This window comes from Pseudomonas sp. GW822-FHT07A10 (assembly GCF_058798795.1).
In genome coordinates this window covers 71,588-96,021 of sequence record NZ_JBXAKV010000020.1, presented here as the reverse complement: position 1 = coordinate 96,021, position 24,434 = coordinate 71,588, and the positions used below count along the sequence as shown (strand labels likewise).

Genomic DNA, 24,434 nt, shown 5'->3' with positions numbered 1-24,434 from the left:
CTCACGGTTAATTGAGGTACTGCCTCTGGTGGGCATTGGTTTTGTGTTGTCTGGGCCGGCTTCTTCGCGGGCAAGCCTCGCTCCTACAGGGGAACGCATTCCAAATGTAGGAGCGAGGCTTGCCCTCGAAGGCCGAAGGCCTCGATTTCAGCGTTTCACTGCGGTCGGCTTGTGCAACTCAGCCCGCTTGCTCAGCAAATCAAACACCGCCGGATACGCCGGCCGTTCGATATACCGGCCCGCGCCACGCTCGGCGCGCAAATCACCATCGGCCCACACCACACGGCCCTGGCTGACGGTGTGACTCGGTACGCCACGCACGGTCTTGCCTTCGAAGATGTTGAAGTCGACCTGCTGGTGGTGAGTCTTGGCTGAAATCGTCCGCGTGCCTTCCGGGTCCCACAGCACCAGATCGGCATCGGCCCCGACACGAATCGCCCCTTTGCGCGGGTAGAGGTTGAAGATCTTCGCGGTGTTGGTGGAGGTGAGGGCAACGAAGTGCTGCATCGACAAACGCCCGGTGTTCACCCCTTCATCCCAAAGCACCGCCATGCGGTCTTCGATACCGGCGGTGCCATTGGGAATCTTGCTGAAATCGTCACGGCCAGCGGCTTTTTGCTCGGCGCAGAAACAGCAGTGGTCGGTGGCGGTGGTGTGCAGGTTGCCCGCTTGCAGGCCATGCCAAAGGGCTTCTTGATGACCGCGTGGACGGAAGGGCGGGCTCATCACGTAACCGGCGGCGGTCTGCCAGTCCGGGTGTTGGTAAACGCTGTCGTCCAGCAGCAGATGCCCGGCCAGCACTTCGCCGTAGACCGGTTGGCCCTTGGCGCGGGCATAGGTGATTTCGTCGAGGGCTTCCTTGGTCGAGACGTGGACCAGGTACAGCGGCGTGCCCAACGTTTCGGCAATGCGGATCGCCCGGCTCGCGGCTTCACCTTCCACCTGCGAAGGCCGCGACAGCGGATGCGCTTCCGGCCCGGTGATGCCCTGGGCCATCAACTTGCGTTGCAGGTGATAGACCAGCTCGCCGTTTTCCGCGTGTACGGTCGGCACCGCGCCCAATTCCAGACAACGCTCGAAACTCGCCACCAGCGTATCGTCGGCGGCCATGATCGCGTTCTTGTAAGCCATGAAATGCTTGAAGCTGTTGACCCCATGCTGGCTGACCAGCTCGGCCATTTCCTCGCGGACTTGCTCGCTCCACCAGGTGATGGCGACGTGAAAGCCATAGTCAGACGCCGACTTCTCGGCCCAGCCGCGCCATTGATGAAAGGCCTCCATCAATGATTGTTGTGGGTTGGGTATCACGAAGTCGATGATCGACGTGGTGCCACCGGCCAATCCCGCCGCGGTGCCGCTGAAAAAGTCTTCGCTGGCCACCGTGCCCATGAAGGGCAGTTGCATGTGGGTGTGCGGATCGATGCCGCCGGGCATCAGGTATTGGCCGCTGCCGTCGAGCACTTGCGCATCGGCGGGAACATCGAGGTTTTCACCGATGGCTTTGATCACGCCGTCAGCGCAATAGACGTCGGCGCGATAACTTTCATCATGGGTAATAACGGTGGCGCCACGGATCAACAGAGACATTCCGAGTTCCTCGCAGGCATGACCGACTATTGCCGGTTCTAGATGTTTTATATGAAGCAGACGCCAATCGGTGTATTCCTGTCAGCGCTGTCAAGAATAGACGCTAGCTGCAGTTTGTGGATTGAGCAAGAATATTTTTTATAAGCTTATTACTGTTTTAACTGTTTGATAAATAACGATAAAAAGTGAAAATCACCAAAATGGTGAGGCCGCTCACCATTTTGACGCACTTGACAGGTTGGAAATATGGTCAAGATTTTCTATGTGAAATCAGCCGGTTGAGGATGGTCTATGGTTGATGCGCAACCTTTCAAAAAAAGATCGACGCACCAGATTGAGTCCTGACTGTTCGGACAACTTGCCTGGCATTCGGCCTGAGTGACAGGGCAACTGACCGGGGACTCGCTAGTTGGATAAATAAAGCTGATTAACATCAGTTGGTTAGCAAAGTTTTATGGCACTGCCCGAGGCGCAAGCGGGGCACCCGGCACGTTTATTGATGCCGCCGCTGGCACCGTGGCCGGTCCGTAAAAGTTGTCAGTTTCTCCGGCCATCGTCCGGCTCGCGCGCATTGCGCCAGCCTCTGATGAGCAAAAATAATCAAAAGAACAGTGGAGCGGCCATGCAACAGATCAGATCGCAAGTGACCGAGCGCGACGGCTTGTTTGAGCTCGAAGCCGGCAGCGATGTCCTCGACAGTCCCCGATACAACCACGACATGGCACCGACCAAGGTGCGCGAACGAACCTGGAACAAATGGCACATCACCGCATTGTGGGTCGGCATGGCGATCTGCGTGCCGACTTACACCCTCGGCGGTGTGCTCACGGCCTACTTCGGCCTGACCGTGGGCGAAGCGCTGCTGGCGATTCTGTTCGCCAATATCATCGTGCTGATCCCGCTGACCCTGAATGCCTTCCCCGGCACCAAGTACGGCATTCCGTTTCCGGTATTGCTGCGCTCGTCCTTCGGCATTCTCGGTTCCAACATCCCGTGCCTGATCCGTGCCCTGGTAGCGTGCGGCTGGTTCGGCATCCAGACCATGTTCGGCGGGCTGGCGATTCACCTGTTTCTCGGCTCGGTGTTCGATGGCTGGAAGGCCCTTGGCGGTACCGGCGAGGTGATCGGCTTCATGCTGTTCTGGGCCTTGAACCTGTGGGTGGTGATTCGTGGCGCGGACTCGATCAAATGGTTGGAAACCCTCTCGGCGCCGTTGTTGGTGCTGGTGGGCGTGGGGCTGTTGGTGTGGGCCATGCCGAATGTATCGATGACCGAGTTGCTGGCGATCCCGGCCAAGCGTCCGGAAGGGGCCGGCGTGGCCAGTTATTTCGCCGCCGGGCTGACCGCCATGGTCGGCTTCTGGGCCACGTTGTCGCTGAACATCCCGGACTTCAGCCGCTACGCGAAAAGCCAGAAGGACCAGATCGTCGGGCAGATCATCGGTTTACCCCTGACCATGTTCCTGTTCGCCTCCCTCGGCGTGGTGATGACGGCCGCGTCGGTCAAACTGGTGGGTGTCACTGTCTCTGATCCGGTCACCCTGATCGGCCATATCCAGAGCCCGGTCTGGGTCGCACTGGCCATGGCGCTGATCATCATCGCCACCTTGTCCACCAACACCGCGGCCAACATCGTGTCGCCGACCAACGATTTCCAGAACGTTGCGCCCAAGTACATCAACCGCACCACGGCGGTGATGCTCACGGGGGTGGTCGGGTTGGCGCTGATGGCCCATGAACTGCTGAAAAAGCTCGGGCTGATTGTCTCGGATCTAAGCCTGGAGACGGTGTATTCCAACTGGCTGCTCGGCTATTCGAGCCTGCTGGGGCCGATCGCCGGGATCATGGTGGTGGACTATTTCCTGATCAAGAAACAGCAACTGGATTTGGCCGGCCTCTATCGTGACGACGTGTATCCGGCGTGGAACTGGTTCGGCTTCATTGCATTCGGCGTGCCGGTGGTGTTGACGCTGCTGTCGCTGGGCAGCGATGCCTTCAGCTGGTTCTACAGCTACGGCTGGTTCACCGGCTCGGCCCTTGGCGGGCTGATTTACTACGGGTTGTGTTCGATGCGGCCGAGCCCGTCTGTTGCGAAATCTACAGTTTGATCGTTCCCACGCTCTGCGTGGCAACGCAGCCCGGGACGCTCCGCGTCCCAGAATCGGACGCAGAGCGTCCATGGATGAATTCCCACGCAGAGCGTGGGAACTAGAAGAACTGAGGAGATCACCATGAACGCTGCTGTAGACGTTCTGCAATCCACCCATCAGCACATCAATCGCGACCGTCTGTGGCAGTCGCTCATGGACCTGGCCAAGCTCGGCGCGACGGTCAAGGGCGGTGTCTGCCGGCTGGCCCTGACTGACCTCGACCGCCAGGCGCGCGATATCTTCGTGAAGTGGTGCGAGGAGGCCGGTTGCACCGTCAGCATCGACGCTGTCGGCAACATCTTCGCCCGTCGTCCGGGGCGCAATCCGAACCTGCCACCGGTGATGACCGGCAGCCACATCGACACTCAGCCCACCGGCGGCAAGTTCGACGGTTGCTTCGGCGTGCTGGCCGGGGTCGAAGTCTTACGCACCCTCAACGACCTCGGCGTGGAAACCGAAGCGCCGCTGGAAGTGGTGGTCTGGACCAACGAGGAAGGCTCACGCTTCGCCCCGTGCATGATGGGCTCCGGCGTGTTCGCGGAAAAATTCACCCTCGAGGAGACCCTGGCCAAGGTCGATGCCGAGGGCGTGACCGTCGGCGAAGCCTTGAACGCCATCGGTTACGCCGGGCCGCGCAAGGTCAGTGGTCATGCCGTGGGAGCGTATTTCGAGGCGCACATCGAGCAAGGCCCGATTCTTGAGGACGAACACAAAACCATCGGCGTGGTGATGGGGGCCCTCGGGCAGAAATGGTTCGACCTGAAACTGCGCGGCGTCGAAGCCCACGCCGGCCCGACGCCAATGCACTTGCGCAAGGACGCGCTGGTCGGCGCCGCGGTGATCGTCGGCGCAGTCAATCGCGCAGCCCTCGGTCATCAACCCCACGCCTGCGGCACCGTCGGCTGCCTGCAAGCCTATCCCGGCTCGCGCAACGTGATTCCCGGCGAAGTGCGCATGACCCTGGACTTCCGTCATCTGGAACCGGCGCGACTCGACTCAATGATCGCCGAAGTCCGCGAGGTCATCGAAACCACCTGCGAGCAACACGGCCTGAGCTTCGAACTGACACCCACCGCCGACTTCCCGCCGCTGTATTTCGACAAGGGCTGCGTCGAAGCGGTACGCGGTGCTGCTCAAGGGCTCGGTTTGTCGCACATGGACATCGTCAGTGGAGCAGGGCACGACGCAATCTTCCTCGCCGAACTCGGCCCGGCCGGGATGATCTTCGTGCCTTGTGAAGGTGGCATCAGCCACAACGAAATCGAAAACGCCGCGCCGGATGATCTGGCCGCCGGGTGCGCCGTGTTGTTGCGGGCGATGCTGGCGGCGTCGCAGGCGATTGCCAGTGGTAAGCAGGCGGCTTGACCACTGGCCTGGCGGGGATGCTCAACGGCGGGTTTGCAGCGCCTTGAACATCAGTATCCCCGCCAGCATGGCGATGGCGAACACCCAGGCCTGCCAGTGCCCCGTCGGCAACAACACCAGTGCCGGGCCGGGGCAGATGCCGGCAATACCCCAACCGATGCCGAAGAGCAGGCTGCCACCGATCAGGCGTCGGTCCAGCTCACGGCTGACCGGCAATTGCATAGGCGCACCCAGCAAGGACGTCGGTTGTTTCATGGCCCAGTGAAACGGCCCCCAAGCCACGGCAATGGCGCCGATCATGACCAGCGCCAGTGAGGGATCCCACAGGCCGGCAATGTCCAGAAAACCCAGCACTTTGGCCGGGTTCGCCATGCCGGCCAGCAACAGGCCGACGCCGAACAGCAGGCCGGCGAGGAAAGCGGTCAGTTTGCGCATGTTCAATACCCCAGCAGATGACGCAGGACGAACACGGTCACGAAGCCTGAGAACATGAAACTCAATGTCGCGGCAATGGAGCGTGGTGACAGGCGCGAGATACCGCACACGCCGTGGCCACTGGTGCAGCCGGAGCCATAACGAGTGCCGATGCCGACGCACAATCCGGCGACGATCAGCCCCACCGTACCGGTTTTGAATTCGATGGCCGGCCACACATGAAACAGCGCCCACACCAACGGTGCCGCCAACAGTCCAAGCAGGAACAGGGCTTTTTCACCTCGTCCTGAATCATTTCGCTCAAGCAGGCTGCCCAACAACCCGCTGATCCCGGCAACTCGCCCGTTGGCCACCACCATTACGCTGGCGGCGAGGCCAATCAGCGCTCCTCCCGCGAGGGCAGACCAGGGGGTGAAGTGAAGAGAATCAAACACCATGGCAACTCTCCGTATAGACAAAAAGCGGCACTAAACCACTCTTTCCGTATTGAGCATAGGGCTACTTTGGGAGGCCGCGGGTGCCGGGCTTTGCACTATCACAAACGCCTGCGGTCGTAATCTTCACTGGGCAGCGCGCAAAAGTGCCGCCGCAATTGTGGAGTTCCAATGAGCCAGGACGTCCTGAGCACTGAAACCAATCGCCGCCAGTTGCAGCAGATCATCGCCGGCCTGTCTGATGGGGTGATTCTGCTGGAGCTCGACCAGACCATTCTCTGGGCCAATGACGCCGCGCTGGCCATGCACGGTGTCAGCGAGATTGGCGAGTTGGGGGCCAATGCCGGGGAGTACGCCAAACGTTTTGCCTTGCGTTATCGCAACAATCATCCGGTAGCGATCGAGAACTATCCGATCAGCCGCGTGGCCCGTGGCGAGACGTTCAGCGATGTGATGGTGGAGGTGACGCAGCTGGAAAATGAAGAGCGCACCTGGGTTCACAGCGTGCGCAGTATGGTGCTGGCGGACCGTGCCGGTGAGCCGGAGTCGTTGGTGCTGATCATGAACGACGTCACCGACTGGGCCAGCGCCGAGCAGCGTTTCGAAAAGACCTTCAATGCCAACCCGGCCCCGGCAGTGATCTGCCGTCTCAGCGATTTACGTTACATCAAGGTCAACCAGGGCTTCGTGGAAATGACTGGCTATGCCCGTGATCAGGTGATCGGCGCTTCGGCTTATGAGCTGGATGTGCTGGAGCGCGCCGAGAACAAGGACTTGGCCAAGCAGCGTTTGCGTGACGGCGCCACCATTCCGCAGATGCAGGCCGAGCTGCGATTGGCCGACGGTGGCAGCAAGCAAGTGATCGTTGCCGGGCAACCGCTTGAGCTCAACGACGAAGCTTGCATGCTGTTTTCCTTCGTCGACATGGAGCTTCGGCACAAGGCCGAAATCGCCCTGCGCCAGAGCGAGGAACGGTTCGCCAAAGCGTTTCGCCTCACTCCGGTGCCGATCCTGGTGTGCCGCGCCGCCGACCAAGTGGTGATGGACGTCAACGAAGCCTTCCTCGAGTCCCTCGCATTTCCCAATGATGAAGTGCTCGGCAAGACCGTGGCGCAACTCGGTTTCATTGATGAAGCGGGCGCTCGCACTCGACTGTTTACAGCTCTGGAGAAGACGGGGCGGGTGGATCGTGTCGATGTCAGGGTGCGCAGGAAGGATGCCGGGCTGATTGATTGTGCGGTCTCGGCGGACACCGTGAACATTCAGGATGGCTCTTGTTACCTGCTGGTGTTGATGGACATCACCGAGCGCAAACGCACCGAGCTGGAGTTGGTGTCGGCGATCGAAGAGGTGATGAAAGATGCGTCCTGGTTCAGCCGCACGCTGATCGAAAAACTGGCCAATGTGAAGAACGTCAATTCGCCGCAGTTACTCAGTGTGTCGTTCACCGACCTGACCACCCGGGAGCGCGATGTGCTCGGCCTGATCTGTGAAGGCCTGGCCGACAAGGAGATTGCTGCGCGTCTGAAGCTGGCACCCAATACGGTGCGCAATCATGTGTCGACGGTGTATTCCAAACTCGATGTGCATAGCCGTAGCGAGGCGATTGTCTGGGCTCGCGAGCGAGGTCTGTTCTCCGGCGTGAAGCGGATCAAGGGGCAACGTTAAGGTGCAAATGCACTAGTGCGGGTGGTGCAATTTCATGTATTGATCATATGGGGCTTTTTCTAGGCTGTCGGGGTGCGAGACGTGGCTTGGGCCCGGTATCGCGTCCTCTTCGATGCAGCTGAAGGAACAACCTCATGGGTGCGAAAAGAACAAGCGGGCAGTCGGCTTTACGCTGTCGCCAAGGTGAGTCGGGATGAGTTATCTGGTGCAATTGCGTATGCAGTTGGAGCGGAGCTTTTTGCCGTTGGCCTGTGAGTGTGCGCTTGCCGGGGATAATTCGTTGACGGTGAAGCTTTACCATCCGGCGACAGGGCAGGTGGATCTGGTGGTCAGCGGGTTGAACGTGGCGACGCTCCGGACGCCGGAGGCAGTGGCGGCGTTGATTGAAGAGCTGCGCTATGAGCTTGAAAGCAGTGGCTTGAATCGATCCTCCGCTCTTTAGGCGTCATATCCCGCAGGCCAGCGGTAATGCAGTGGTTACTGTCTTTCTGGCATTGGCGGGTAGCTAAGCTATAAGGAATGCGAGGGTATTTCTTTTCTGTGACAGGGCCGCGGGTTCGCGGGGTGGTTTTCGAGTCGCGGAAAATGTCGATTACTTACCGCGGGTCAGCCTATGAACAGTTTTGGGAAATGTGCTTTTTCACCACTGTCGCTCGCACTTTGCGTGGCGATTCTGGGTGGTTGCGCCAGTCCGCCGCCTCCACCCCCGGCCGTACCACCACCGACACCGGTTCGTACCTGTTCGACCACCGAAAGCACCGATGTACAGGGTGATATGAGGGCTGAAGGGCAGGTGACCCGAACCACGACCCTGACCCGTTGCGTCACTCAGTAAACCGGGTCTGGTGTACCGCCAGTAGCACGTGCAACTGGCGGTGTATGACCTGAGCGTCGGTTCAGACTTCCTCGATCCTGACCCACCGCGACTCCCGTGCCGCCAGACGAATCGCCGTCGCCAGGCGTTCGACTTCCCACGCCTGCTCGAAATCGGTCCCGTCCTGGCCGAGACCGGCCAGCGCCATCACCAACTCATGCACTTCAAGGGTCTTGAGTTCGTTGTAACCCAACTGGTGCCCCGGCGCCGGGCTGAAGGCGGCGTAACCCGGCAAATCCGGCCCCGCCAGCAGCCGTTGGAAACCGCCTTGCCCGGCACGATACAACCGCAGTTCATTCAAGCGTTCCTGATCGAACGCCAGGGTGCCTTGGGTGCCGCTGATTTCAAAACTCAGGTGATTCTTGTAACCGTGTTTGAGCCAGCTACTGCTGAACGTCCCTCGTGCGCCGTTGGCGAACCGCAGCAACGCGTGGACCTGATCGTCGACCGCGACCTCGCGTCGTTCCTGACCACCCGCCGTCACGGGGCGTTGCGCATGCACGGTCTGGGTATCCGCGCACACCGCCTCGACGTCGCCCAGTAGATGACGGGCCATGGCCAGCAAGTGACTGCCCAGGTCCGCCAGGGCGCCGCCGGCGTAATTGGCGTCGCAGCGCCAGGACCAGGGTGAAACGGGATCGGCCATGAAGTCTTCGCTGAACTCGCCCTGGAAACTGATGATCTGCCCCAGCGCGCCGTTTTGAATCAAATCCCGAGCCAGGCCGATGATCGGGTTGTGCTGATAGTTGTAACCCACCCGCGTCACCACGCCTGCGGCTTTGGCTGCAAGGTGCATGGTACTGGCCTGCTGGAGGCTGACCGCCAGCGGCTTTTCGCAATACACCGGTTTACCGGCGGCGATGGCAGCCATGGCCATGGGGTAGTGCAGATGATTGGGGGTGGTGATGGCGATCAGGTTGACCTTGGGGTCATCGATCAGCTGTTGCCAGTCGCTGTGAGCAGCATCGAAGCCCCAGGCGTCGGCGCAGTGGCGGGCGCGCTGCGGGTCGGCGTCGGCAAGGGCGGCGAGTTTGAGCTTCAGCGGCAATTCAAAAACAGCGCTGACATTGCGAAAGGCCAGGGCGTGGGCGCGGCCCATGAAACCTGTGCCGATGAGTCCGATACCGAGTTCGCGCATAGCCGGGGTCCTTTGGATTTTTATTTTCAGGAGGGCTATTTATGGAATAAAAATTCGTAACATGCAATAAAGTGGAATAAATATTCTTTTTCTTGGCGAGGTCAGGAAGCGCTGAGAATGGCTACACCGCCTTGCGTCATTGCCTACAACAACGCCGGAATCTGCTGGCTTGTGCGTCTTGCTAGCGGCCTCTATCGTTTCCAGGTGTGCAGATCAGCCACAAATCGCGGGCTTTGATGACGGGACAGACACCACAGATGTGTTGGCCACTAATTAATCAAGTTTGAGCAATGCAACCAAGCTCGAATAGCGGTGGCTATGTCGAAGGATCTCGAAAAAACGGCCTATGTTTTTGTTGATGGTGACCGTCATGAAGCAAAGGTTGTACGTGATTCTGCAGGATTCCAGCACGGCGGCATTGTCCGGCTAACGAATGGCAAATTCGCAAGCCGCGTCACCGAATATCTGTGTTGAAATCCAGCACCCACGTGGCACCGTCAAAGTGAACTGGCCAACTGAAAATGCTGCTGCCTGCGTAACCTTTCTCCGAGACCTGCTGAGATGATTCGCATCGACTCCATCTGGCTCGCCACGGAGCCGATGGACATGCGCGCGAGTACCGGGCCATAGTTGGCAACCTATCGCGTTACGCAAGGCTTTATGCAAGGAGGCATAATAATGACATCCATAAATTTCCATTTCATCGACGCGCGCGGCGCGCTTATCGATCACCGTGATTGGCTTCACACCCGCCTGTTAGAAACCTACGCAAAAGCAAGTGCGTTGATGCCGTTGCGCCCACTTGATGTGATAGTGAAAGCTGGCACTCATGTCATTCCAGAAAAGGGGCATCTAGGATATGCGTCGGAACCAGGTCTTATTTTTTTGACCGTAGATCCTGCAAGTGACATTTTCAGAGCAAACCAAGACGCGTCGCTCGAACGAATGTTTGCACATGAACTTCACCATGCCGCCCGATGGGATGGGCCAGGTTATGGATCATCATTAGGTGAAGCGCTTGTTTCGGAGGGGCTGGCGGGCGCTTTTGCACAGGAAATCTGTGGTGGTTTACCTGAACCATGGGAGCGCCTCGATGTGTCTGACATTCGACGCCATATCGGAATGGCGGAAAGCTACTGGAGTCGCAAGGATTATGGTCACGACGCGTGGTTCTTTGGTGCATCTGACCTCCCAAGATGGTTGGGCTATTCCCTTGGATTTCAGCTCGTAAAACGATTCCTGTTGGAGCATGAGGGCAGTACATCTTCTAGTCTCGTGGAGATAGAGGCACAAGCGTTTCGTGGAGTGCTCGCAGTTATCTAAAACGTTCGGGCTTAGGTCATCAAGATGGCCCCGCCAGTCATTGCTTGCCAAGGCAATGACACTACGCAAGACGGGATTGCCGGGCGCGTACGCCGTAATCGACCCTATGCGTGGAGAGCTGGCTGATAGCGTATGCCCGGACTTCAGCGCGATGAGTTTTTCGCACCAGACTCAGCAGTTTCACGCCCGGATTTCGTCGGTAGGGATGACACCATCGCGGCTCCACGCAGCGCATTTATAGCGAATGCAATTCCACTCTTCGTAATCCACCCACCTAGGCATGTAGAGGTCATTGCTTATACGTGAGTTTCTGCACTTGCCCTGTAACACTTTTCAGGCCTGATTTCGGTAATTCAAGCGTATGGAACTCAACGCCCATTGAGTCAGCGTGGTGTCGCTTAAGCAAGTAGAGCATGTCGCCAGACTCTGCTACCTGGCATCCCTCGTACTGGTCGAGATTTGCGTAAACCACTTGGCGAACAATACATTCTGAAGCGAGTTCCAGCGCCGCCGCCCGTCCTGCGTTCGATGGCACCCGCACCAAGAGATACCAAGCAGACATCAGCAGAAGCGCGAGTATGCAAATGGAGCCGACAACCACAAACGCGCCTCGATTTTCAACAGCCCGGTCGCGCATGTTGGCCATCCATTTCGGCACTATGACGGGCTTGCCCGTGTCGTTTCCTGGTTTCTCAAAAAGTACCAAAAGAAGGGTTACTGTTCCGACCAGAGCCATTGCGAACACCAGAGCTGCAAGGAAGGACCCAAACCCGGCGGCTCCGTAGGCCACGAACTGCTGCGCGCTGATGCTCACCCGATCAATCGGCACATCCAGTGTTAGATAAAATTTCTCCAGGTGTGCAAAACCGCTAAGGGTAAAAGCTCCCACCATGCTCGCTATAAACAGGGCTGCGTCGATACGCAGATGCTTTCTGAAGCTGCGGAGGCTTTCCTCTCTTGTGATGCGGTCCGTCAAAATGTTGATCTCCTTAAAGTAGTCAGGCTGAGCGTTGCCCCACGAGTATCATGGGGGACTTCCTGATGGTCGAGTTGAAGCCATTTCTCAGACGCTATGACCGGCCATCAAATCAGCTGCTGAGTAGACTTTCCATATCTGATTTTGTAGTGGGCGCGAGCATAACTGGCTGGCAGCATTGATGCCGAGTGGCGGTTCATGGCTGTGGATTCAACTGGTCGACACGAAGTTATTCAGCGATCACACCTTCTCAGCTTGTAACGGCTAGCGTCGTTGGTCGATCCCGCTATCATGCATGGCATAGGTCACGAATGTAGATAACGCTATGCCAAAATTGTCATTCGCCGTCAGAATTTTGTTCGCATGCTGCCTTTTCATCGCAACCGCTAATCACATTCGTGCAGACGTTTCGCATGGGTTGCTCTGGGACTACGGATACGGGCCTAACGCTTACTTGGCTAGCCGTATTTTCTGGGGGGCGCTTACGTTTTTTGACCCGCTCGCAGCACTGCTACTTTTCATCAGGCCAAGAGCCGGAATCGTGCTTACGGTAGCGATTATTTTGGTAGACGTAACCCATAACACTTTTTATGTTGCATTGAAGCAGCAGTGGCTGGAGCCGTTCTACCTGTCCCAGATAGCTTTCCTTATCATAGTATTCTTACTCTCACCCATCGCTTGGAATCGCCCTATTCGAGGCGTAGCGCTCACCAATCCAGTCCGAATGTGATTCGCTCCATTTATGAAGTAGGAACTCTTCGATCTCACGCGGCTGCCTACGCATCGGGCGAGTGAAGTTGCTGACCTTCCGCCAAATAATTGGGCAATCAAATCACAGGATTAAAGGGAATTAACGATGGAAATAGATCACATTTTTATTTGTGTGAGTGATGACGGGCGAGGCGCTGATGCTCTGAAAGCCCTCGGGCTCGCTGAAGGGACGCCAAACGTACACCCAGGCCAAGGCACTGCCAATAGAAGGTTCTTCTTCCGAAATTCTTTCATTGAGCTTTTACATCTCACCGATGAATCAGAAGCTCAAAGTCAGTTAACGGCGCCAACCCAACTCTTTGACCGACTCAAGTGCGCAGATGGAGTCGCCGCGCCCTTTGGAATTTGCTTCAGACCATCCACCGTAGGCGAGAAGCCAATATTTCCGGTCTGGGAATATCGACCTGTTTACTTACCAGCTGCCCTGAAAGTCGACGTGGGGCATGCGCCTGTATCCGAACCGATGTGGTTTTTTCTTTCGTTTGCCAAGAGACCAGATGAGGCTCCGATTGAGCGAGCGCAGCCGTTTGAACATCCCAACGGCTTTCGCGACATTACATCTGTGCGAGTTACCACCCCCAACAGCCAAGCTTTTTCTACCCCTGCGAACTGCGCAAATCAGCTGAAAGGATTTGAAATTGTTCATGGTGATGAGCATCTGGTCGTATTGGAAATCGATCATGGCGCAAGTGGCCAGACACACGATTTCCGTCCTGGGTTGCCGATGATTATGAACTGGTGATGGATTGGCCTAACTATTCAGCCGACATCTCGTTCTGATCCCAACGCTGGGGGCGCTGGTGTGTACGTCATTGAAGTTTAGATTCAGCAGCGCGGTTGGCCGGGAGCTTATGAGTACGCCCCCCCAAAACCGATATGGCTCTGCGAAGTTGCTGCCACATAGATGGAAATAGGCTTAGCTCCGTAGAGCGTTTTTTGGCTCAGTGCGTGCTGTGCTGTGGACTAGAATGAGAACCTCACTCATTTGGATAGGGACGGATGTGAATGGAAGCGTTAGCCACTTTTGCTACTAAGAATTTCAAACCAACAGGCCTGAGCCCAACCCCCGAGATTACTACCTCCTTACCAGTGTCTATCAGCACCATGGAGAAATTCTACTCGGGTGCTATCGACGGTGTTTCCTCAACAGTTTTTACTGCGGCGTTCGATCAGACGACCAGGACGGGCAGTTACATCGCTATTGAGAGCTTAAAAGGTGCGGTGAATGGAAAAGAAGGCGCCTTCAATTTCATCCACTCTGCCTCCACAACCGGCACTGATCGGGCAGATGAATTTTTCTGCATAGTCGGAGGCAGTGGTACAGGTGATTTGAGAGGGATATCGGGATCAGGAGGGATCAAAGTCGATACCGATGGCACGCACCATATTTGGTTGAATTACCAACTCGAATAGGTCAGAAGTAAGTTTTGAGGTAATGCCGCAGAGGACCCCGTTGCCCTAGATGTTGCATCAGGGTGGGTGTCTTCACCGGATGCTTACGCTGGATTTGACTGGGAAGCCGGTTGAGTTTGTGCAGGGGGAATAGAGTCGTTCCTGGGTCCAGTCCCACGAATACAAACCATTACCCGACACCCGATGTATTTCAGAAACAGATGAGAGTCTTCCACGAGAGTCCTCCGATCAAACACCAAAGGCAGCCCTGAGGCTGCCTTTGGTTTATTCGCAAAACCGAATCAGGACAGGAACCCGCCATCCACATTCAGCGAAACCCCGGTCGTATAGCTGGAAGCATCACTTGCCAGATACAACACCGCACCAGCCATTTCACTCGGATCTGCCACGCGCTTGAGTGGAATCTGCTGCAATGCGGTGTTCAAAATTGCCTCGTTCTTCACCAGCGCCGATGCAAACTTGGTGTCGGTCAAACCCGGCAGCAAGGCGTTGCAGCGAATGCCGAACTGCGCGCATTCCTTGGCGAACACTTTGGTCATGTTGATCACCGCTGCCTTGGTCACCGAGTAGATGCCCTGGAAAATACCCGGTGAGATGCCGTTGATCGAGGCGACGTTGATGATGCTGCCACCGCCGTGTTCGCGCATCAGCTTGCCGGCTTCCACCGACATGAAGAAGTAGCCGCGAATGTTCACGTCGACAGTTTTCTGGAAGGCGCTGAGGTCGGTGTCCAGCACGTTGCAGAACTGCGGGTTGGTCGCGGCGTTATTGACCAGGATGTCCAGGCGCCCGAATTGTTCGCGGATGGCGGCGAATACCTGGGTGATCTGTTCCATCTCACCGATGTGGCAGGCAATGGCGGTGGCCTTACCGCCGGCGGCGATGATCGCGTCGGCGACGTGCTGGCAGCCGTCGAGCTTGCGGCTCGAAACGATCACGTGGGCACCTTGCTGCGCCAGCAGTTTGGCGATGGCTTCACCGATGCCGCGACTGGCACCTGAGACGAAAGCGATCTTGCCGTCGAGGTCGAACAACTGAGTCTTGGACATGATTTTTCCTTGTTATGGGGCCTGATCAGAGGCTGGATTTCTGAATGACCTGCAAGCTCATCTGCTCCAGCAGTTTGTTCATGTGAATGAACTGTGCGAAGCGTTTGTCCTGGGTCTGACCATGGAAGAAGCGGTAGTAGATCTGCTGCACGATGCCGGCCAGACGGAACAGGCCATAGGTGTAGTAGAAGTCGAAATTGTCGATCTGGATGCCGGCGCGCTCGGCGTAGTAATCGACGAATTCGCGGCGGGTCAGCATGCCGGGGGCGTGGCTTGGCTGGCGGCGCATCAGTTGCACCGGTGCCGGGTCGTCGGCTTCGATCCAGTAGGCGAGGGTGTTGCCCAGGTCCATCAGCGGGTCACCGAGGGTGGTCAGCTCCCAATCCAGCACACCGATGATCTGCATCGGGTTGTTCGGGTCGAGGATCACGTTGTCGAAGCGGTAATCGTTGTGGACGATGCTCGACGTCGGGTGATCGGCTGGCATCTTGTCGTTGAGCCAGGCCTTTACCGTTTCCCACTTCGGCGCGTCAGGGGTCAGGGCCTTTTCGTAGCGCTCGCTCCAGCCTTTGATTTGCCGCGCGACATAACCTTCGGGCTTGCCGAGATCACCCAGGCCATAAGCCTTGTAGTCGACCCGGTGCAATTCGACGAACTTGTCGATGAAGCTCTTGCACAGGGTTTCGGTCTTCGCTGAATCAAGACCCAGTTCCGGTGGCAGTTCGGAGCGCAGGATGATGCCCTTTACCCGTTCCATCACATAGAACTCGGCGCCGATCACCGATTCGTCAGTGCAGTGCACATAGGCTTTGGGGCAGTAGGGAAAACCGTCCCGCAGTTGATTGAGGATGCGAAATTCGCGGCCCATGTCGTGGGCGGACTTGGCTTTGTGGCCGAACGGCGGCCGACGCAGGACGAATTCCTGTTCGGGGTATTCCAGCAGGTAAGTCAGGTTCGACGCACCGCCCGGAAACTGGCTGATCACAGGCAAGCCACTCAGGCCCGGAATGTGCGCCTTGAGGTACGGATCGATCAGGCTGGCATCGAGTTCTTCGCCAGAGCGGATACGGGTGGACTGGTCAGTAAGCGCCATGCTTATCCCTTCTGCTTATTTTGGAGGCCAGACATCATTGGCTAATCTAATGGCGCGCCGGGGTGGCCACAAGCGCGGCACGGTCTTATAGGTTAGCGTGTTGCCGGATAATCAGCGTTCCTGATGTGCGCGAACAGGCGCGGCGGGCTATGGTTCAGGGAGCGTCGCTTCCAGGAAGGAGATTCGACATGGGCTGTCCGCAAGTTTGCGCCACCGCGACCCTGCAATGCAGTTTCGGCGCGGCGCCGGCGGTACTCAACGTGCTGCCAGTGAACCGCACAATGACCGGGGGCATGCCGGCGGCGAACATCATGGACCACATTCCGTTGGTGAACGTCATGCCGTTCGGCACGTGCATGAGCATGGCCAACCCGATGGTCGCGGCCGCCACTGCCGCGGCGCTTGGCGTGCTGACACCGATGCCGTGCATCCCGGCCACCGCCACCCCATGGATCCCTGGCGGCGCGCCGACCCTGCTGCTGGGCGGCATGCCGGCCATCGATGCCAACAGCACCTTGATGTGCAACTGGGCCGGAGTGATCAAAATCGTGATGCCGGGGCAAATGCAGATGCTGATTCCCTGATCGCCCACAACAGAGCTTAGGCCTGCTCGGGATCGCTCCAGCGCCTGAACCACCAGCGCACTCGTGAGATCGGCTTGCCGTCGGCGTCCAATGGTCGTCCGTCGCTGGCGAAGCCCTGTTCCGGTTCCAGCAATTGACCGTTGAGATACCGGGCTTCGACGGCCGGCTTGCCGTTCGGATGAAAGCGTTGATAGCGCCCGTCGCGCACGCCGTCGCGGTAGAACTCGACCTCCGCCAGTTGCCCATCGGGAAAGTAATTGAACGCCTCGCCATGCAGCAGCCCCCGGTGGTAAGTCGCCTTGCGCTGCAGACTGCCTTCGGGGGCGTAGAAACTGGCAACCCCCTGCAGCTTGTCACGCATAAACGGCAACTGCGCCGAGACCTTGCCATTGGGGTGGTAGAGCAGGGAGGTGCCTTGCAGCTCGCCCTGGCTGTAGTGCAAATCAGCCTGCGCGCGCCCGTCATCCTTGATGTGCAGCGCACCGTCGAGCTGGCCATCGAGCAAGCGCCCTTTGAGCTGTTTATCGTTCTGCTGCAAATCCAGCGGCGTGATGGCCATGGCTTCTCCTCGTCAGTTGACCTGCACCAGACCCCCCTTGATGGTCAGCATGCCGCCACCATCCACGGTCTGCGAAGCTGCACCCTTGTTGGTCAGGCTGATCCCGGCATCGTTGGTCATCGTCGTGCCGGCCTTGTTCTCCAATGAGGTACCAGCCTGATTGCTCATAGAGGTGCCGGCCTTCTGGCTGATCGACGTACTGGCCTCGGCCGCCAGATCGGCGCCGCTCTTGATCGAAAAACTGCCACCGCTTTGCAGGGTCAGGGTGCCGGTCACTTTGATGGTCAGGTTGCCGTCCACCGTCAGGCTGTAATCGCCGGTGACCTTGTGCGTGTAATTGCCACCGGTGCTGTGAGTCTGGTCAGCGCCCACGGTCACCGTGCGACTGTCCTTCACATCGAGCGTGTCGCTGCCGGTCTGGATGGTCACACTGCGTTTGCCTTTCTCCAGGGTCACGGTCTCGTCGCCTTCTTTCACCGTGCGAGTGCGGGCGTTCTGCACGGTCAGGGTTTCATCGTGGCCGACAATGGCGCTAGTGTCGTTGAGCACGTTGATCTTCAGGTCTTTCTGCGCTTGCAAAAACACCTCTTCGGCGTCTTTCTTGTCCTCGAAGCGCAACTCGTTGAAACCGCCGCCGCCCTTGGACGATTGGGTCTTGATTCCTGACTGGGTCTGATTCGCCGGCAGCGCATAGGGCAGGGCGTTGTCGCCGTTGTAGACGCAGCCGGTTACCAGCGGTCGATCCGGATCGCCATCGATAAAGGTCACGATCACTTCCTGGCCGATGCGCGGCACGAACTGCATGCCGAAGCCCTTGCCGCTCCAGGGCAATACAACTCGCACCCAACAGGAACTGGTTTCGTCGTTCTTGCCGTCGCGGTCCCAAGGGAACTGCAACTTGATCCGGCCGTATTCGTCGGTCCAGATTTCTTCGCCCGACTTGCCGACGACAATGGCGGTCTGGGTGTGCATCCGTGGTTTGGGCGTGGTCCGCGCCGGGCGAAATGGCGTGGCTTTGGGGATCGCTTCAAAGCGGTTGCGATAGCTTTCGTGACTGGCTTCGTGGGTGACCGCCGTCACCACCCAATCGATGTTCAGACTCGCATCATCATGGCCCGCAAGGGTGAACCAATGCCCCGGCACCAACCAGCGGCAGTCGCTTTCTCCAACGAAACGCTTCTCCTGACTGCGCAAGCCGTCGACCCGCTGCTTGGTCAATGCATCGCCGCGCGCCTTGGCGTTGTAGCCGCCCGGATGTTCGTACATCGACCGCGGCCCGGCCACCGCTTCGGCCTGGCCGTACAGCGATGTGGTCGGGGTGGTGAATTCATAATCCGTCGACCGATACACCCCAGCCACCGCCTGCACACAGACCTGCCCGGAGCGAATGCCATGCAATTCACGCTCGCCCAACTGCTGACCGAGATAGCTCACTTTGGGCCCATTGGGGATCTGCACGAACGCATCGTTACTGTCACCCAGCACCAACGTGTGCTTGCCGTCTTCATGGGTGAAAAACCAGAAAATCCCTTCTTCCTCCAGCAACCGCGAGACGAACGCAAAATCGGTTTCGCCGTACTGCACGCAGTATTCGCGCGGGGTGTAGCTGCCGGTGAGTGAGAGCTTGAAGTCGGTAAAGGCGTGGGCCTTGAAAATGGTGGTGACGATGTCTGAAGTGCTGAGGTTCTGGAACACGCGATTGTTGCTGGCCAGGGTCAGCCACCAGAGCCATGGCTTTAACACAAGCTGATAGCGTTCGGCGGTGGCGTCGGCGGGGAGTTGGCGGATTTCGGCGACCAGTGCGTCCAACGGGCGAGTCAGGGCGTCGTTGTGCAGGGTGGCGGTGACGTGGGTGGCGACGGCAGTGGTCAGGGTGAGCGAGGCGCCGTCGTTGAGGCCGTTGAGGATTTGCGAGCCGAGCTGGTTGAGGGCCTCTTCGCCGGAAAGGGATTCAGGGTACAGCGCCGACAGTGAGGCGGCGGTGAGGGAGAGGCTGGTGTTGCTGTCGGTCGTGCGGGGCATTGAATGGCCTCGGTTGGCGGATAAAGGGAGGGCTTACCACTTGAACTTGCCGCCTCTTTCATGGATCGCAGCCTGGTTATCGCTGACCCACCCATCCATCTCTCGGTCATTTCCGTAAACGTAGCTGTACATCACTACCGAATTTGCGACATAGGGACTGAGTTGCGGCCCGCAAAGAGGGCAGGGGCTGAGTTCGATATAGATACGGGTGACGAAGTTGCCGTAATCACCGTCCGGCAGTGCGACGCTATTGATCGCCTGGACCAACGCACTGATTTCCGCATGCCCGCGCAGGGTCGTGACGACTTTTTTGGTCGTGGTGGTGTAGTTTCCGAGGAGGTCCAGTTTCAGGGCGCTGTCGCCGAATTTGTACATCAGTACGCTACGCGAGGCGTCGAAATGTTCGACCACGGCGAAACAGGTTCCATGAGACGCTCCCGAGCCTGCCAGGGCGCGACGGGCTGAAGAGGACTCATGGCAAATACTGGCCAGGTCGGGAATGGTCGCGCCATTCGTGGCGTGGTTGGCGGCCAGCCAGGTGGCGTACAGGGGATTTGCCCCTGACATGGCCACATTGCCGCCTGCGTAACGACCGACTTTATGGACTTCCGTCATGTCTATCTCCTGTTGAAAACCCCCGTCAGGTCGCTCCACTCATGTTAGTGATATCCCCTTGTTGCGCCAGAACAGTTTCCACTCAGTTGTAGTGGTTACGTATCCAACGCAGTTGACGATGTGCTGTTCGGTTCCCCATTTTTTGTCAAAGTGCAATAGTTGCGCATCAAGGTCATGATTTAATTCAGCCAGTCTTTTGTAGATCAGATTCGCACAATTGATAATGGTAGCTACTTGTGGGTCGCTCAACCCCCGCACGTTCTCGGGGCGCGTCCTGAAATACACGATCAGCGCCACTGCCAGGTTGGCGGCAAAGGGTGACAGGTCCGTCGTTTGGGCAATATAAATGGCCAGTTGGGTGCGATTGCTGGTGTTGAAGTTGATGTCCCATTCGAAGTCGATATCGTGGGAGGAGATATGGTTGGCATCAGGGTTCGCCGAGCCTCTAGGTAGATCTTTCCTCTCACTTGTTGTTAATCGGGGTGTAATGAAGACAGCTTTTCTTCCTCCCCTGACGGGGCTGGCCGGTACGTATTCGTTCAGGGCTTCTATGCCTGCCATGACCATGGCAATCCCCTCTGGGGGCTTGGCTGCATCGGGAAGTGTTTTGTTGATCTCCCTGTATGCGGCCAGCGTACTAATAAGTCGGCCTTCATCGCCATGTACCTGCAGCGCACTTCCTCCAAACCCGCCTGCACTACTCATTGCCGAGCCAACCACCATTAATGAACGGTCTTCAGTTCCGATAGCTAATAATGAGGGTGTTGAACTTATGGCTCGGTTTCTGTCGTAAAACGCCACAAGACTGTCGATAAGATCAGGCGCCAATACGCCTCTGACTCCTTGTGTGAGTGTGTGTTCGGCGCCCAGAGCATAAATCAGAAGGTCGACATACGTTACAACGTCATGCCCATCTTGCCGTTCGAAAGTCAGTCGAATTTTTGTTGAACTTTCTACGTTCTCTACTTTCTTGAGTTTATAAACATGCCGACGCGCTTCATAAACTTCTTCTACGGTATTGTTTCTGTCGCCCGCCGGGAACGCTTCGTTGAACCTGACCTTGGCATTCCAGGCATCTTTATCTCTGCCCGGGCGAGTGAACCAGCAAATCACATCCATTTTCCGCATGTCAGCCAATTCTACAGCCCACGCCGCAGTCGCAGACCCACCGTACACGGCCACAGTGGTTTTTTCAGGAGGAAGACTGAGCGGAGTTCTCCAGTCCGGGGACATGAAGTCATTGCCTTTGATAATGCGTCCGCCAAAGCTTGCGATCTCTTCTTCCGACATGACTCCCGCTTCGGTAGCGAGTGGCCTGGCCGGCCCAGGTCCCGGCGCGAAAATGACCCTGTCGCAGGTAATGATGCCGCCGATTTCACCTTCGACATGAGTGGTAAGCAAGTACTTCGATCCCTCTTTGGTGATTCGAGAAACATACGAATCAGGAAGTTGGGCGCAAGAATGTTGAGTCAGGTAATACTGGATGGTTCTTGAAAATTGGCCTGCGGTCAGGAAACCCCGTTCCGACAGTTGCGGCGGGGTAAATCCTCTGTCTTCTCGCCCATGGCCCAGAAGGTTTCCGGTCAGGAGTTGAGCGGGTTGTCCCATGGCGTGAGCGTGACTCATTTTTTGCCAGAGATCGGCGCCACCTACCACGCCAACAGTACCTAATGTTTGACTGACGGATTTTAAGTACTGTTTTACGGACAGGAGATAGGCGGCTGCCGAAATACCTGTGCCGATAACGATGGTGATTGGCATGACTGGCTCCTTGCTATCGTTTATTCAGCTGCTCTTTGGCTGCATTGACGCGATGGAAGACTCCCGACGGGATTCACTCCAACACCCACTCCGCCAACTTCCCCGTCACCTGCGTCATCAACACATTCTCAACATCCCTCGCACCCGCCGCACTGCACTTGGCCAACACCGCCTGCACAATCCCGGCATCGAACTCAAACTGTTTCCCGGTCGCGGCCTTGTACCGGCCGCGCAATTTCTCCAGCTTCGCCAACACAATTCCTTCCAGCGTCGCTTCATCCAGCGGTCGATACGCCACCACCGTCATGCGCGCCAGAAACGCCGGGCGAAAGGCTTTCAGCAGCACGTGATGCAGCGCTTCGTTGAAGGCATCGGTGCCCAGTTGCGCGGTCGGTGTATCGAGCAGCAACTCAGCCCCGACGTTGCTGGTGGCCAGCATCACGGTGTTTTTGAAGTCCACCACCAGCCCGGTGCCGTCTTCCATGACCCCTTTGTCGAAGACGTTGTAGAAAGCTTCGAGCACGTCCGGGTGGGCCTTTTCGATTTCGTCGAGCAACACCACCGAATAGGGTTTGCGCCGCACTGCTTCGGTGAGTACACCGCCGCTGCCGTAGCCGACGTAGCCGGGCGGGGCGCCTTTGAGTTGGCTGACGGTGTGGGCTTCCTGGTATTCGGAAAGGTTGATGCTGATCAGGTTGCGTTCGCCGCCATACAGCGCGTCGGCCAGGGCGTAAGCGGTTTCGGTTTTGCCGACGCCGGTGGGGCCGACCAGCAGGAACACGCCGACCGGTTTTTGCGGGTCGGTGAGGCCGGCACGGTAGGCTTGCAGGCGTTGGGCGATGGTGTTCAGCGCGGTGCTCTGGCCCATCACCCGCAGGCCCATGCGCTGGCCGAGGGTGCGTACGGCATGGGCTTCGTCGGCGAGCATCTTGCCCACCGGGATGCCGGTCCAGCCGGCGATCACCGCGGCCACGGTTTTGCCGTCGACCTGCTCCGGCACCAGCGGATCGTCCTGGCGAATGGCGTCCAGACCGGCCTCCAGGCGCACCAGTTCGGCGGCCAGATGATCGATGCAGCTGTCGGTGGCTTCGTCCGGTTTTTCGTTGTCGGCGCGTTCGCTCAAGGTGAGTAATTCGCGACGGGTTTCCAGCAGTTCGCGCACGGCGATCCGTTCTTCGTTCCAGCGGGTTTCCAGTTCGCGAATGGCCTGCACGTTACCCACGGATTCGGTTTCCAGCAGGGTGATGCGTTCACGGTGATCAAGCCCGGTGGCCTGTTCGCGGCGCAGGCGTTCGACTTCCTCCTTGAGGCTTTGCTGGCGGTGACGCAGGCTTTCCAGCGGTGGCGGCACGTCATGCTGGCCGAGGGCGACCCGGGCACACGCGGTGTCGAGCACGCTGATGGCCTTGTCCGGTAACTGGCGCCCGGAAATGTAGCGGTGGGACAGTTTCACCGCTTCGTGGATCGCCGCGTCGAGCACCTGCACACCGTGATGCTGTTCCAGTTTCGCAGCCACGCCACGGAGCATTTCCACAGCGGTGATTTCGTCCGGTTCCTCGACTTGCACCAACTGAAATCGCCGGGCCAGGGCCGGGTCTTTTTCAAAGTATTTTTTGTACTCAAGCCAGGTGGTCGCGGCCAGGGTGCGCAACTCGCCACGGGCCAGCGCCGGTTTCAGCAGGTTGGCCGCGTCGCTGCCGCCTTCCGCGCCGCCAGCACCAATCAGGGTGTGGGCTTCGTCGATGAACAGAATGATCGGTTTGTCGGCGCTGCGCACCGCGTCGATCACGCCTTTGAGCCGCTGCTCGAACTCGCCTTTGACCCCGGCACCGGCCTGCAACAAACCGAGATCGAGTACCCGCAGGCTGACTTCCTGCAATGACGGTGGTACATCGCCGGCGGCAATGCGCAAGGCCAGGCCTTCGACCACCGCCGTTTTGCCCACCCCCGGTGCGCCGACCAGGATCGGGTTGTTCTGCCGACGTCGGAGCAGGATGTCGATGCACTGTCGAATCTCACCGTCGCGGCCGACGATGGGGTCGATGCGCCCGGCGTGGGCATCGGCGGTCAGGTCCTGGGTGAACTGGTCGAGCACTGAATCCTGTTTCGGTTGCGGATGGCTGGCACTGACCGGCCGCGTGCCACCAACGTGTTCGCGTGAGTTTTCGGTCCACTCCAGCAAATTGCTGCGCAAGGCTTCCCGTGGAATTTTCAACAGCGATGAGGCGCTATTGAGCAGCAGGCTGCGACGTTCATCACGGTCGAGCAGGGCCAGTAGCAGCAAACCGGAGCGGATGCTCTCCAGGCCAAGCACACTGGCCTGAACCACCGCGTCTTCAAGCAGGCCGATGGTGTGCGCCGAGAGCGCCGGGGTGCGGGTGCTGCCGGATTTGAACAGTTCCAGGGCCTTGTTGATTTCCGCCGTCAGGGCATCGCGCTCCAGCCCGAAACGCGGCAGCAGCCAGGCGAAGTCGCCGCCCTCGATGTCCAGCAACTCCAGCAGCAAGTGTTCGATTTCGACGTAATGATGACCCCGTTGCAGGCAGCGCTGCGCGGCCCGTTCGAGGGCGCGGCGGTTGTCCGGGTTGAGGCGTCCGATCAGGCTGGCCAGTTCCATG

21 protein-coding genes are annotated in these 24,434 nt (G+C 58.2%); 9 read left to right on the top strand and 12 right to left on the bottom strand.

Going from position 1 to position 24,434, the window contains the following annotated elements:
- Window positions 1-147: 147 nt before the first annotated feature.
- On the bottom strand, window positions 148-1,587 hold the full coding sequence (hydA, locus tag AC1RL4_RS26465; protein WP_018929684.1) for a dihydropyrimidinase: 1,440 nt from the start codon (window positions 1,585-1,587) through the stop codon (window positions 148-150).
- Between the two features lie 622 nt (window positions 1,588-2,209).
- Here hydA and AC1RL4_RS26460 point away from each other — a divergent pair.
- Together AC1RL4_RS26460 and AC1RL4_RS26455 are read left to right on the top strand one after the other, a co-directional pair.
- Complete coding sequence (locus AC1RL4_RS26460) at window positions 2,210-3,694, top strand: NCS1 family nucleobase:cation symporter-1 (protein ID WP_230172507.1); 1,485 nt, start codon at window positions 2,210-2,212, stop codon at window positions 3,692-3,694.
- Window positions 3,695-3,817: 123 nt separating this feature from the next.
- Window positions 3,818-5,101: a Zn-dependent hydrolase gene (locus tag AC1RL4_RS26455; RefSeq protein ID WP_019579380.1), complete on the top strand. Its 1,284-nt coding sequence runs from the start codon at window positions 3,818-3,820 to the stop codon at window positions 5,099-5,101.
- 21 nt (window positions 5,102-5,122) lie between these two features.
- On the opposite strand, the gene AC1RL4_RS26450 is transcribed toward AC1RL4_RS26455, so the two are convergent.
- Together AC1RL4_RS26450 and AC1RL4_RS26445 are read right to left on the bottom strand one after the other, a co-directional pair.
- Window positions 5,123-5,536, bottom strand: a complete 414-nt coding sequence (locus AC1RL4_RS26450; RefSeq protein ID WP_230172509.1) for a DUF6691 family protein — start codon at window positions 5,534-5,536, stop codon at window positions 5,123-5,125.
- Between the two features lie 2 nt (window positions 5,537-5,538).
- Complete coding sequence (locus AC1RL4_RS26445; RefSeq protein ID WP_096480067.1) at window positions 5,539-5,973, bottom strand: YeeE/YedE family protein; 435 nt, start codon at window positions 5,971-5,973, stop codon at window positions 5,539-5,541.
- Between the two features lie 168 nt (window positions 5,974-6,141).
- On the opposite strand from AC1RL4_RS26445, the gene AC1RL4_RS26440 reads away from it, so the two are divergent.
- Together AC1RL4_RS26440 and AC1RL4_RS26435 are read left to right on the top strand one after the other, a co-directional pair.
- Window positions 6,142-7,638 carry a helix-turn-helix transcriptional regulator gene (locus AC1RL4_RS26440; RefSeq protein WP_230172510.1) on the top strand — a complete coding sequence of 499 codons (1,497 nt, stop codon included), beginning with the start codon at window positions 6,142-6,144 and terminating at the stop codon, window positions 7,636-7,638.
- Between the two features lie 193 nt (window positions 7,639-7,831).
- Entirely contained in the window at window positions 7,832-8,080 is a 249-nt protein-coding gene (locus AC1RL4_RS26435) for a DUF1652 domain-containing protein (protein WP_019579377.1), read from the top strand.
- Between the two features lie 454 nt (window positions 8,081-8,534).
- On the opposite strand, the gene AC1RL4_RS26430 is transcribed toward AC1RL4_RS26435, so the two are convergent.
- Window positions 8,535-9,650, bottom strand: coding sequence for a Gfo/Idh/MocA family protein (locus tag AC1RL4_RS26430; protein WP_028940428.1), 1,116 nt, complete (start codon window positions 9,648-9,650; stop codon window positions 8,535-8,537).
- Between the two features lie 318 nt (window positions 9,651-9,968).
- Between AC1RL4_RS26430 and AC1RL4_RS26425 the strand changes: the two genes are divergently transcribed.
- Window positions 9,969-10,124, top strand: coding sequence for a hypothetical protein (locus AC1RL4_RS26425; RefSeq protein ID WP_204123788.1), 156 nt, complete (start codon window positions 9,969-9,971; stop codon window positions 10,122-10,124).
- A 204-nt stretch (window positions 10,125-10,328) separates the two neighbouring features.
- On the top strand, window positions 10,329-10,973 hold the full coding sequence (locus tag AC1RL4_RS26420; RefSeq protein WP_204123787.1) for a DUF2268 domain-containing putative Zn-dependent protease: 645 nt from the start codon (window positions 10,329-10,331) through the stop codon (window positions 10,971-10,973).
- A 289-nt stretch (window positions 10,974-11,262) separates the two neighbouring features.
- Here the strand turns inward: AC1RL4_RS26420 and AC1RL4_RS26415 are convergent, their stop codons facing one another.
- Window positions 11,263-11,949, bottom strand: a complete 687-nt coding sequence (locus tag AC1RL4_RS26415) for a hypothetical protein (protein WP_204123786.1) — start codon at window positions 11,947-11,949, stop codon at window positions 11,263-11,265.
- Between the two features lie 856 nt (window positions 11,950-12,805).
- Between AC1RL4_RS26415 and AC1RL4_RS26410 the strand changes: the two genes are divergently transcribed.
- Window positions 12,806-13,462 (top strand): VOC family protein, encoded by a 657-nt coding sequence (locus AC1RL4_RS26410; RefSeq protein WP_204123785.1) that lies wholly within the window; start codon window positions 12,806-12,808, stop codon window positions 13,460-13,462.
- A gap of 263 nt (window positions 13,463-13,725) precedes the next feature.
- Complete coding sequence (locus AC1RL4_RS26405; RefSeq protein ID WP_230172513.1) at window positions 13,726-14,133, top strand: DUF3224 domain-containing protein; 408 nt, start codon at window positions 13,726-13,728, stop codon at window positions 14,131-14,133.
- 281 nt (window positions 14,134-14,414) lie between these two features.
- Here AC1RL4_RS26405 and AC1RL4_RS26400 read toward each other — a convergent pair whose 3' ends face one another.
- Complete coding sequence (locus AC1RL4_RS26400; RefSeq protein WP_018929676.1) at window positions 14,415-15,182, bottom strand: SDR family oxidoreductase; 768 nt, start codon at window positions 15,180-15,182, stop codon at window positions 14,415-14,417.
- Between the two features lie 25 nt (window positions 15,183-15,207).
- Entirely contained in the window at window positions 15,208-16,275 is a 1,068-nt protein-coding gene (locus AC1RL4_RS26395) for a phosphotransferase family protein (RefSeq protein WP_019648915.1), read from the bottom strand.
- A gap of 188 nt (window positions 16,276-16,463) precedes the next feature.
- Here AC1RL4_RS26395 and AC1RL4_RS26390 point away from each other — a divergent pair, with 188 nt between their 5' ends.
- A complete protein-coding gene (locus tag AC1RL4_RS26390; RefSeq protein ID WP_018929674.1) occupies window positions 16,464-16,859 on the top strand; it encodes a DUF4280 domain-containing protein in 396 nt (131 codons plus the stop codon).
- Between the two features lie 16 nt (window positions 16,860-16,875).
- Here AC1RL4_RS26390 and AC1RL4_RS26385 read toward each other — a convergent pair whose 3' ends face one another.
- From AC1RL4_RS26385 to tssH, 5 genes are all read right to left on the bottom strand, one after another.
- The gene (locus AC1RL4_RS26385; RefSeq protein WP_028940430.1) at window positions 16,876-17,418 is read right to left on the bottom strand and encodes a toxin-antitoxin system YwqK family antitoxin; all 543 of its coding nucleotides are present in this window, start codon (window positions 17,416-17,418) and stop codon (window positions 16,876-16,878) included.
- A gap of 12 nt (window positions 17,419-17,430) precedes the next feature.
- Window positions 17,431-19,440 (bottom strand): type VI secretion system Vgr family protein, encoded by a 2,010-nt coding sequence (locus tag AC1RL4_RS26380; RefSeq protein WP_230172521.1) that lies wholly within the window; start codon window positions 19,438-19,440, stop codon window positions 17,431-17,433.
- Window positions 19,441-19,473: 33 nt separating this feature from the next.
- Window positions 19,474-20,055, bottom strand: coding sequence for a hypothetical protein (locus AC1RL4_RS26375; RefSeq protein ID WP_096480072.1), 582 nt, complete (start codon window positions 20,053-20,055; stop codon window positions 19,474-19,476).
- 39 nt (window positions 20,056-20,094) lie between these two features.
- Complete coding sequence (locus AC1RL4_RS26370) at window positions 20,095-21,816, bottom strand: NAD(P)/FAD-dependent oxidoreductase (protein WP_230172522.1); 1,722 nt, start codon at window positions 21,814-21,816, stop codon at window positions 20,095-20,097.
- Between the two features lie 73 nt (window positions 21,817-21,889).
- On the bottom strand, window positions 21,890-24,433 hold the full coding sequence (tssH, locus tag AC1RL4_RS26365; RefSeq protein WP_230172524.1) for a type VI secretion system ATPase TssH: 2,544 nt from the start codon (window positions 24,431-24,433) through the stop codon (window positions 21,890-21,892).
- Window position 24,434: the final 1 nt, after the last annotated feature.

Coding starts and splice junctions, on each gene's coding strand:
- AC1RL4_RS26430 (WP_028940428.1), bottom strand. CDS start 9,650: ATGCGCGAACTCGGTATCGGACTCATCGGCACAGGTTTCATGGGCCGC.
- AC1RL4_RS26445 (WP_096480067.1), bottom strand. CDS start 5,973: ATGGTGTTTGATTCTCTTCACTTCACCCCCTGGTCTGCCCTCGCGGGA.
- AC1RL4_RS26410 (WP_204123785.1), top strand. CDS start 12,806: ATGGAAATAGATCACATTTTTATTTGTGTGAGTGATGACGGGCGAGGC.
- AC1RL4_RS26370 (WP_230172522.1), bottom strand. CDS start 21,816: ATGCCAATCACCATCGTTATCGGCACAGGTATTTCGGCAGCCGCCTAT.
- AC1RL4_RS26460 (WP_230172507.1), top strand. CDS start 2,210: ATGCAACAGATCAGATCGCAAGTGACCGAGCGCGACGGCTTGTTTGAG.
- AC1RL4_RS26455 (WP_019579380.1), top strand. CDS start 3,818: ATGAACGCTGCTGTAGACGTTCTGCAATCCACCCATCAGCACATCAAT.
- AC1RL4_RS26390 (WP_018929674.1), top strand. CDS start 16,464: ATGGGCTGTCCGCAAGTTTGCGCCACCGCGACCCTGCAATGCAGTTTC.
- AC1RL4_RS26420 (WP_204123787.1), top strand. CDS start 10,329: ATGACATCCATAAATTTCCATTTCATCGACGCGCGCGGCGCGCTTATC.
- hydA (WP_018929684.1), bottom strand. CDS start 1,587: ATGTCTCTGTTGATCCGTGGCGCCACCGTTATTACCCATGATGAAAGT.
- AC1RL4_RS26405 (WP_230172513.1), top strand. CDS start 13,726: ATGGAAGCGTTAGCCACTTTTGCTACTAAGAATTTCAAACCAACAGGC.
- AC1RL4_RS26425 (WP_204123788.1), top strand. CDS start 9,969: ATGTCGAAGGATCTCGAAAAAACGGCCTATGTTTTTGTTGATGGTGAC.
- AC1RL4_RS26450 (WP_230172509.1), bottom strand. CDS start 5,536: ATGCGCAAACTGACCGCTTTCCTCGCCGGCCTGCTGTTCGGCGTCGGC.
- AC1RL4_RS26380 (WP_230172521.1), bottom strand. CDS start 19,440: ATGCCCCGCACGACCGACAGCAACACCAGCCTCTCCCTCACCGCCGCC.
- AC1RL4_RS26400 (WP_018929676.1), bottom strand. CDS start 15,182: ATGTCCAAGACTCAGTTGTTCGACCTCGACGGCAAGATCGCTTTCGTC.
- tssH (WP_230172524.1), bottom strand. CDS start 24,433: ATGGAACTGGCCAGCCTGATCGGACGCCTCAACCCGGACAACCGCCGC.
- AC1RL4_RS26395 (WP_019648915.1), bottom strand. CDS start 16,275: ATGGCGCTTACTGACCAGTCCACCCGTATCCGCTCTGGCGAAGAACTC.
- AC1RL4_RS26375 (WP_096480072.1), bottom strand. CDS start 20,055: ATGACGGAAGTCCATAAAGTCGGTCGTTACGCAGGCGGCAATGTGGCC.
- AC1RL4_RS26440 (WP_230172510.1), top strand. CDS start 6,142: ATGAGCCAGGACGTCCTGAGCACTGAAACCAATCGCCGCCAGTTGCAG.
- AC1RL4_RS26385 (WP_028940430.1), bottom strand. CDS start 17,418: ATGGCCATCACGCCGCTGGATTTGCAGCAGAACGATAAACAGCTCAAA.
- AC1RL4_RS26435 (WP_019579377.1), top strand. CDS start 7,832: ATGAGTTATCTGGTGCAATTGCGTATGCAGTTGGAGCGGAGCTTTTTG.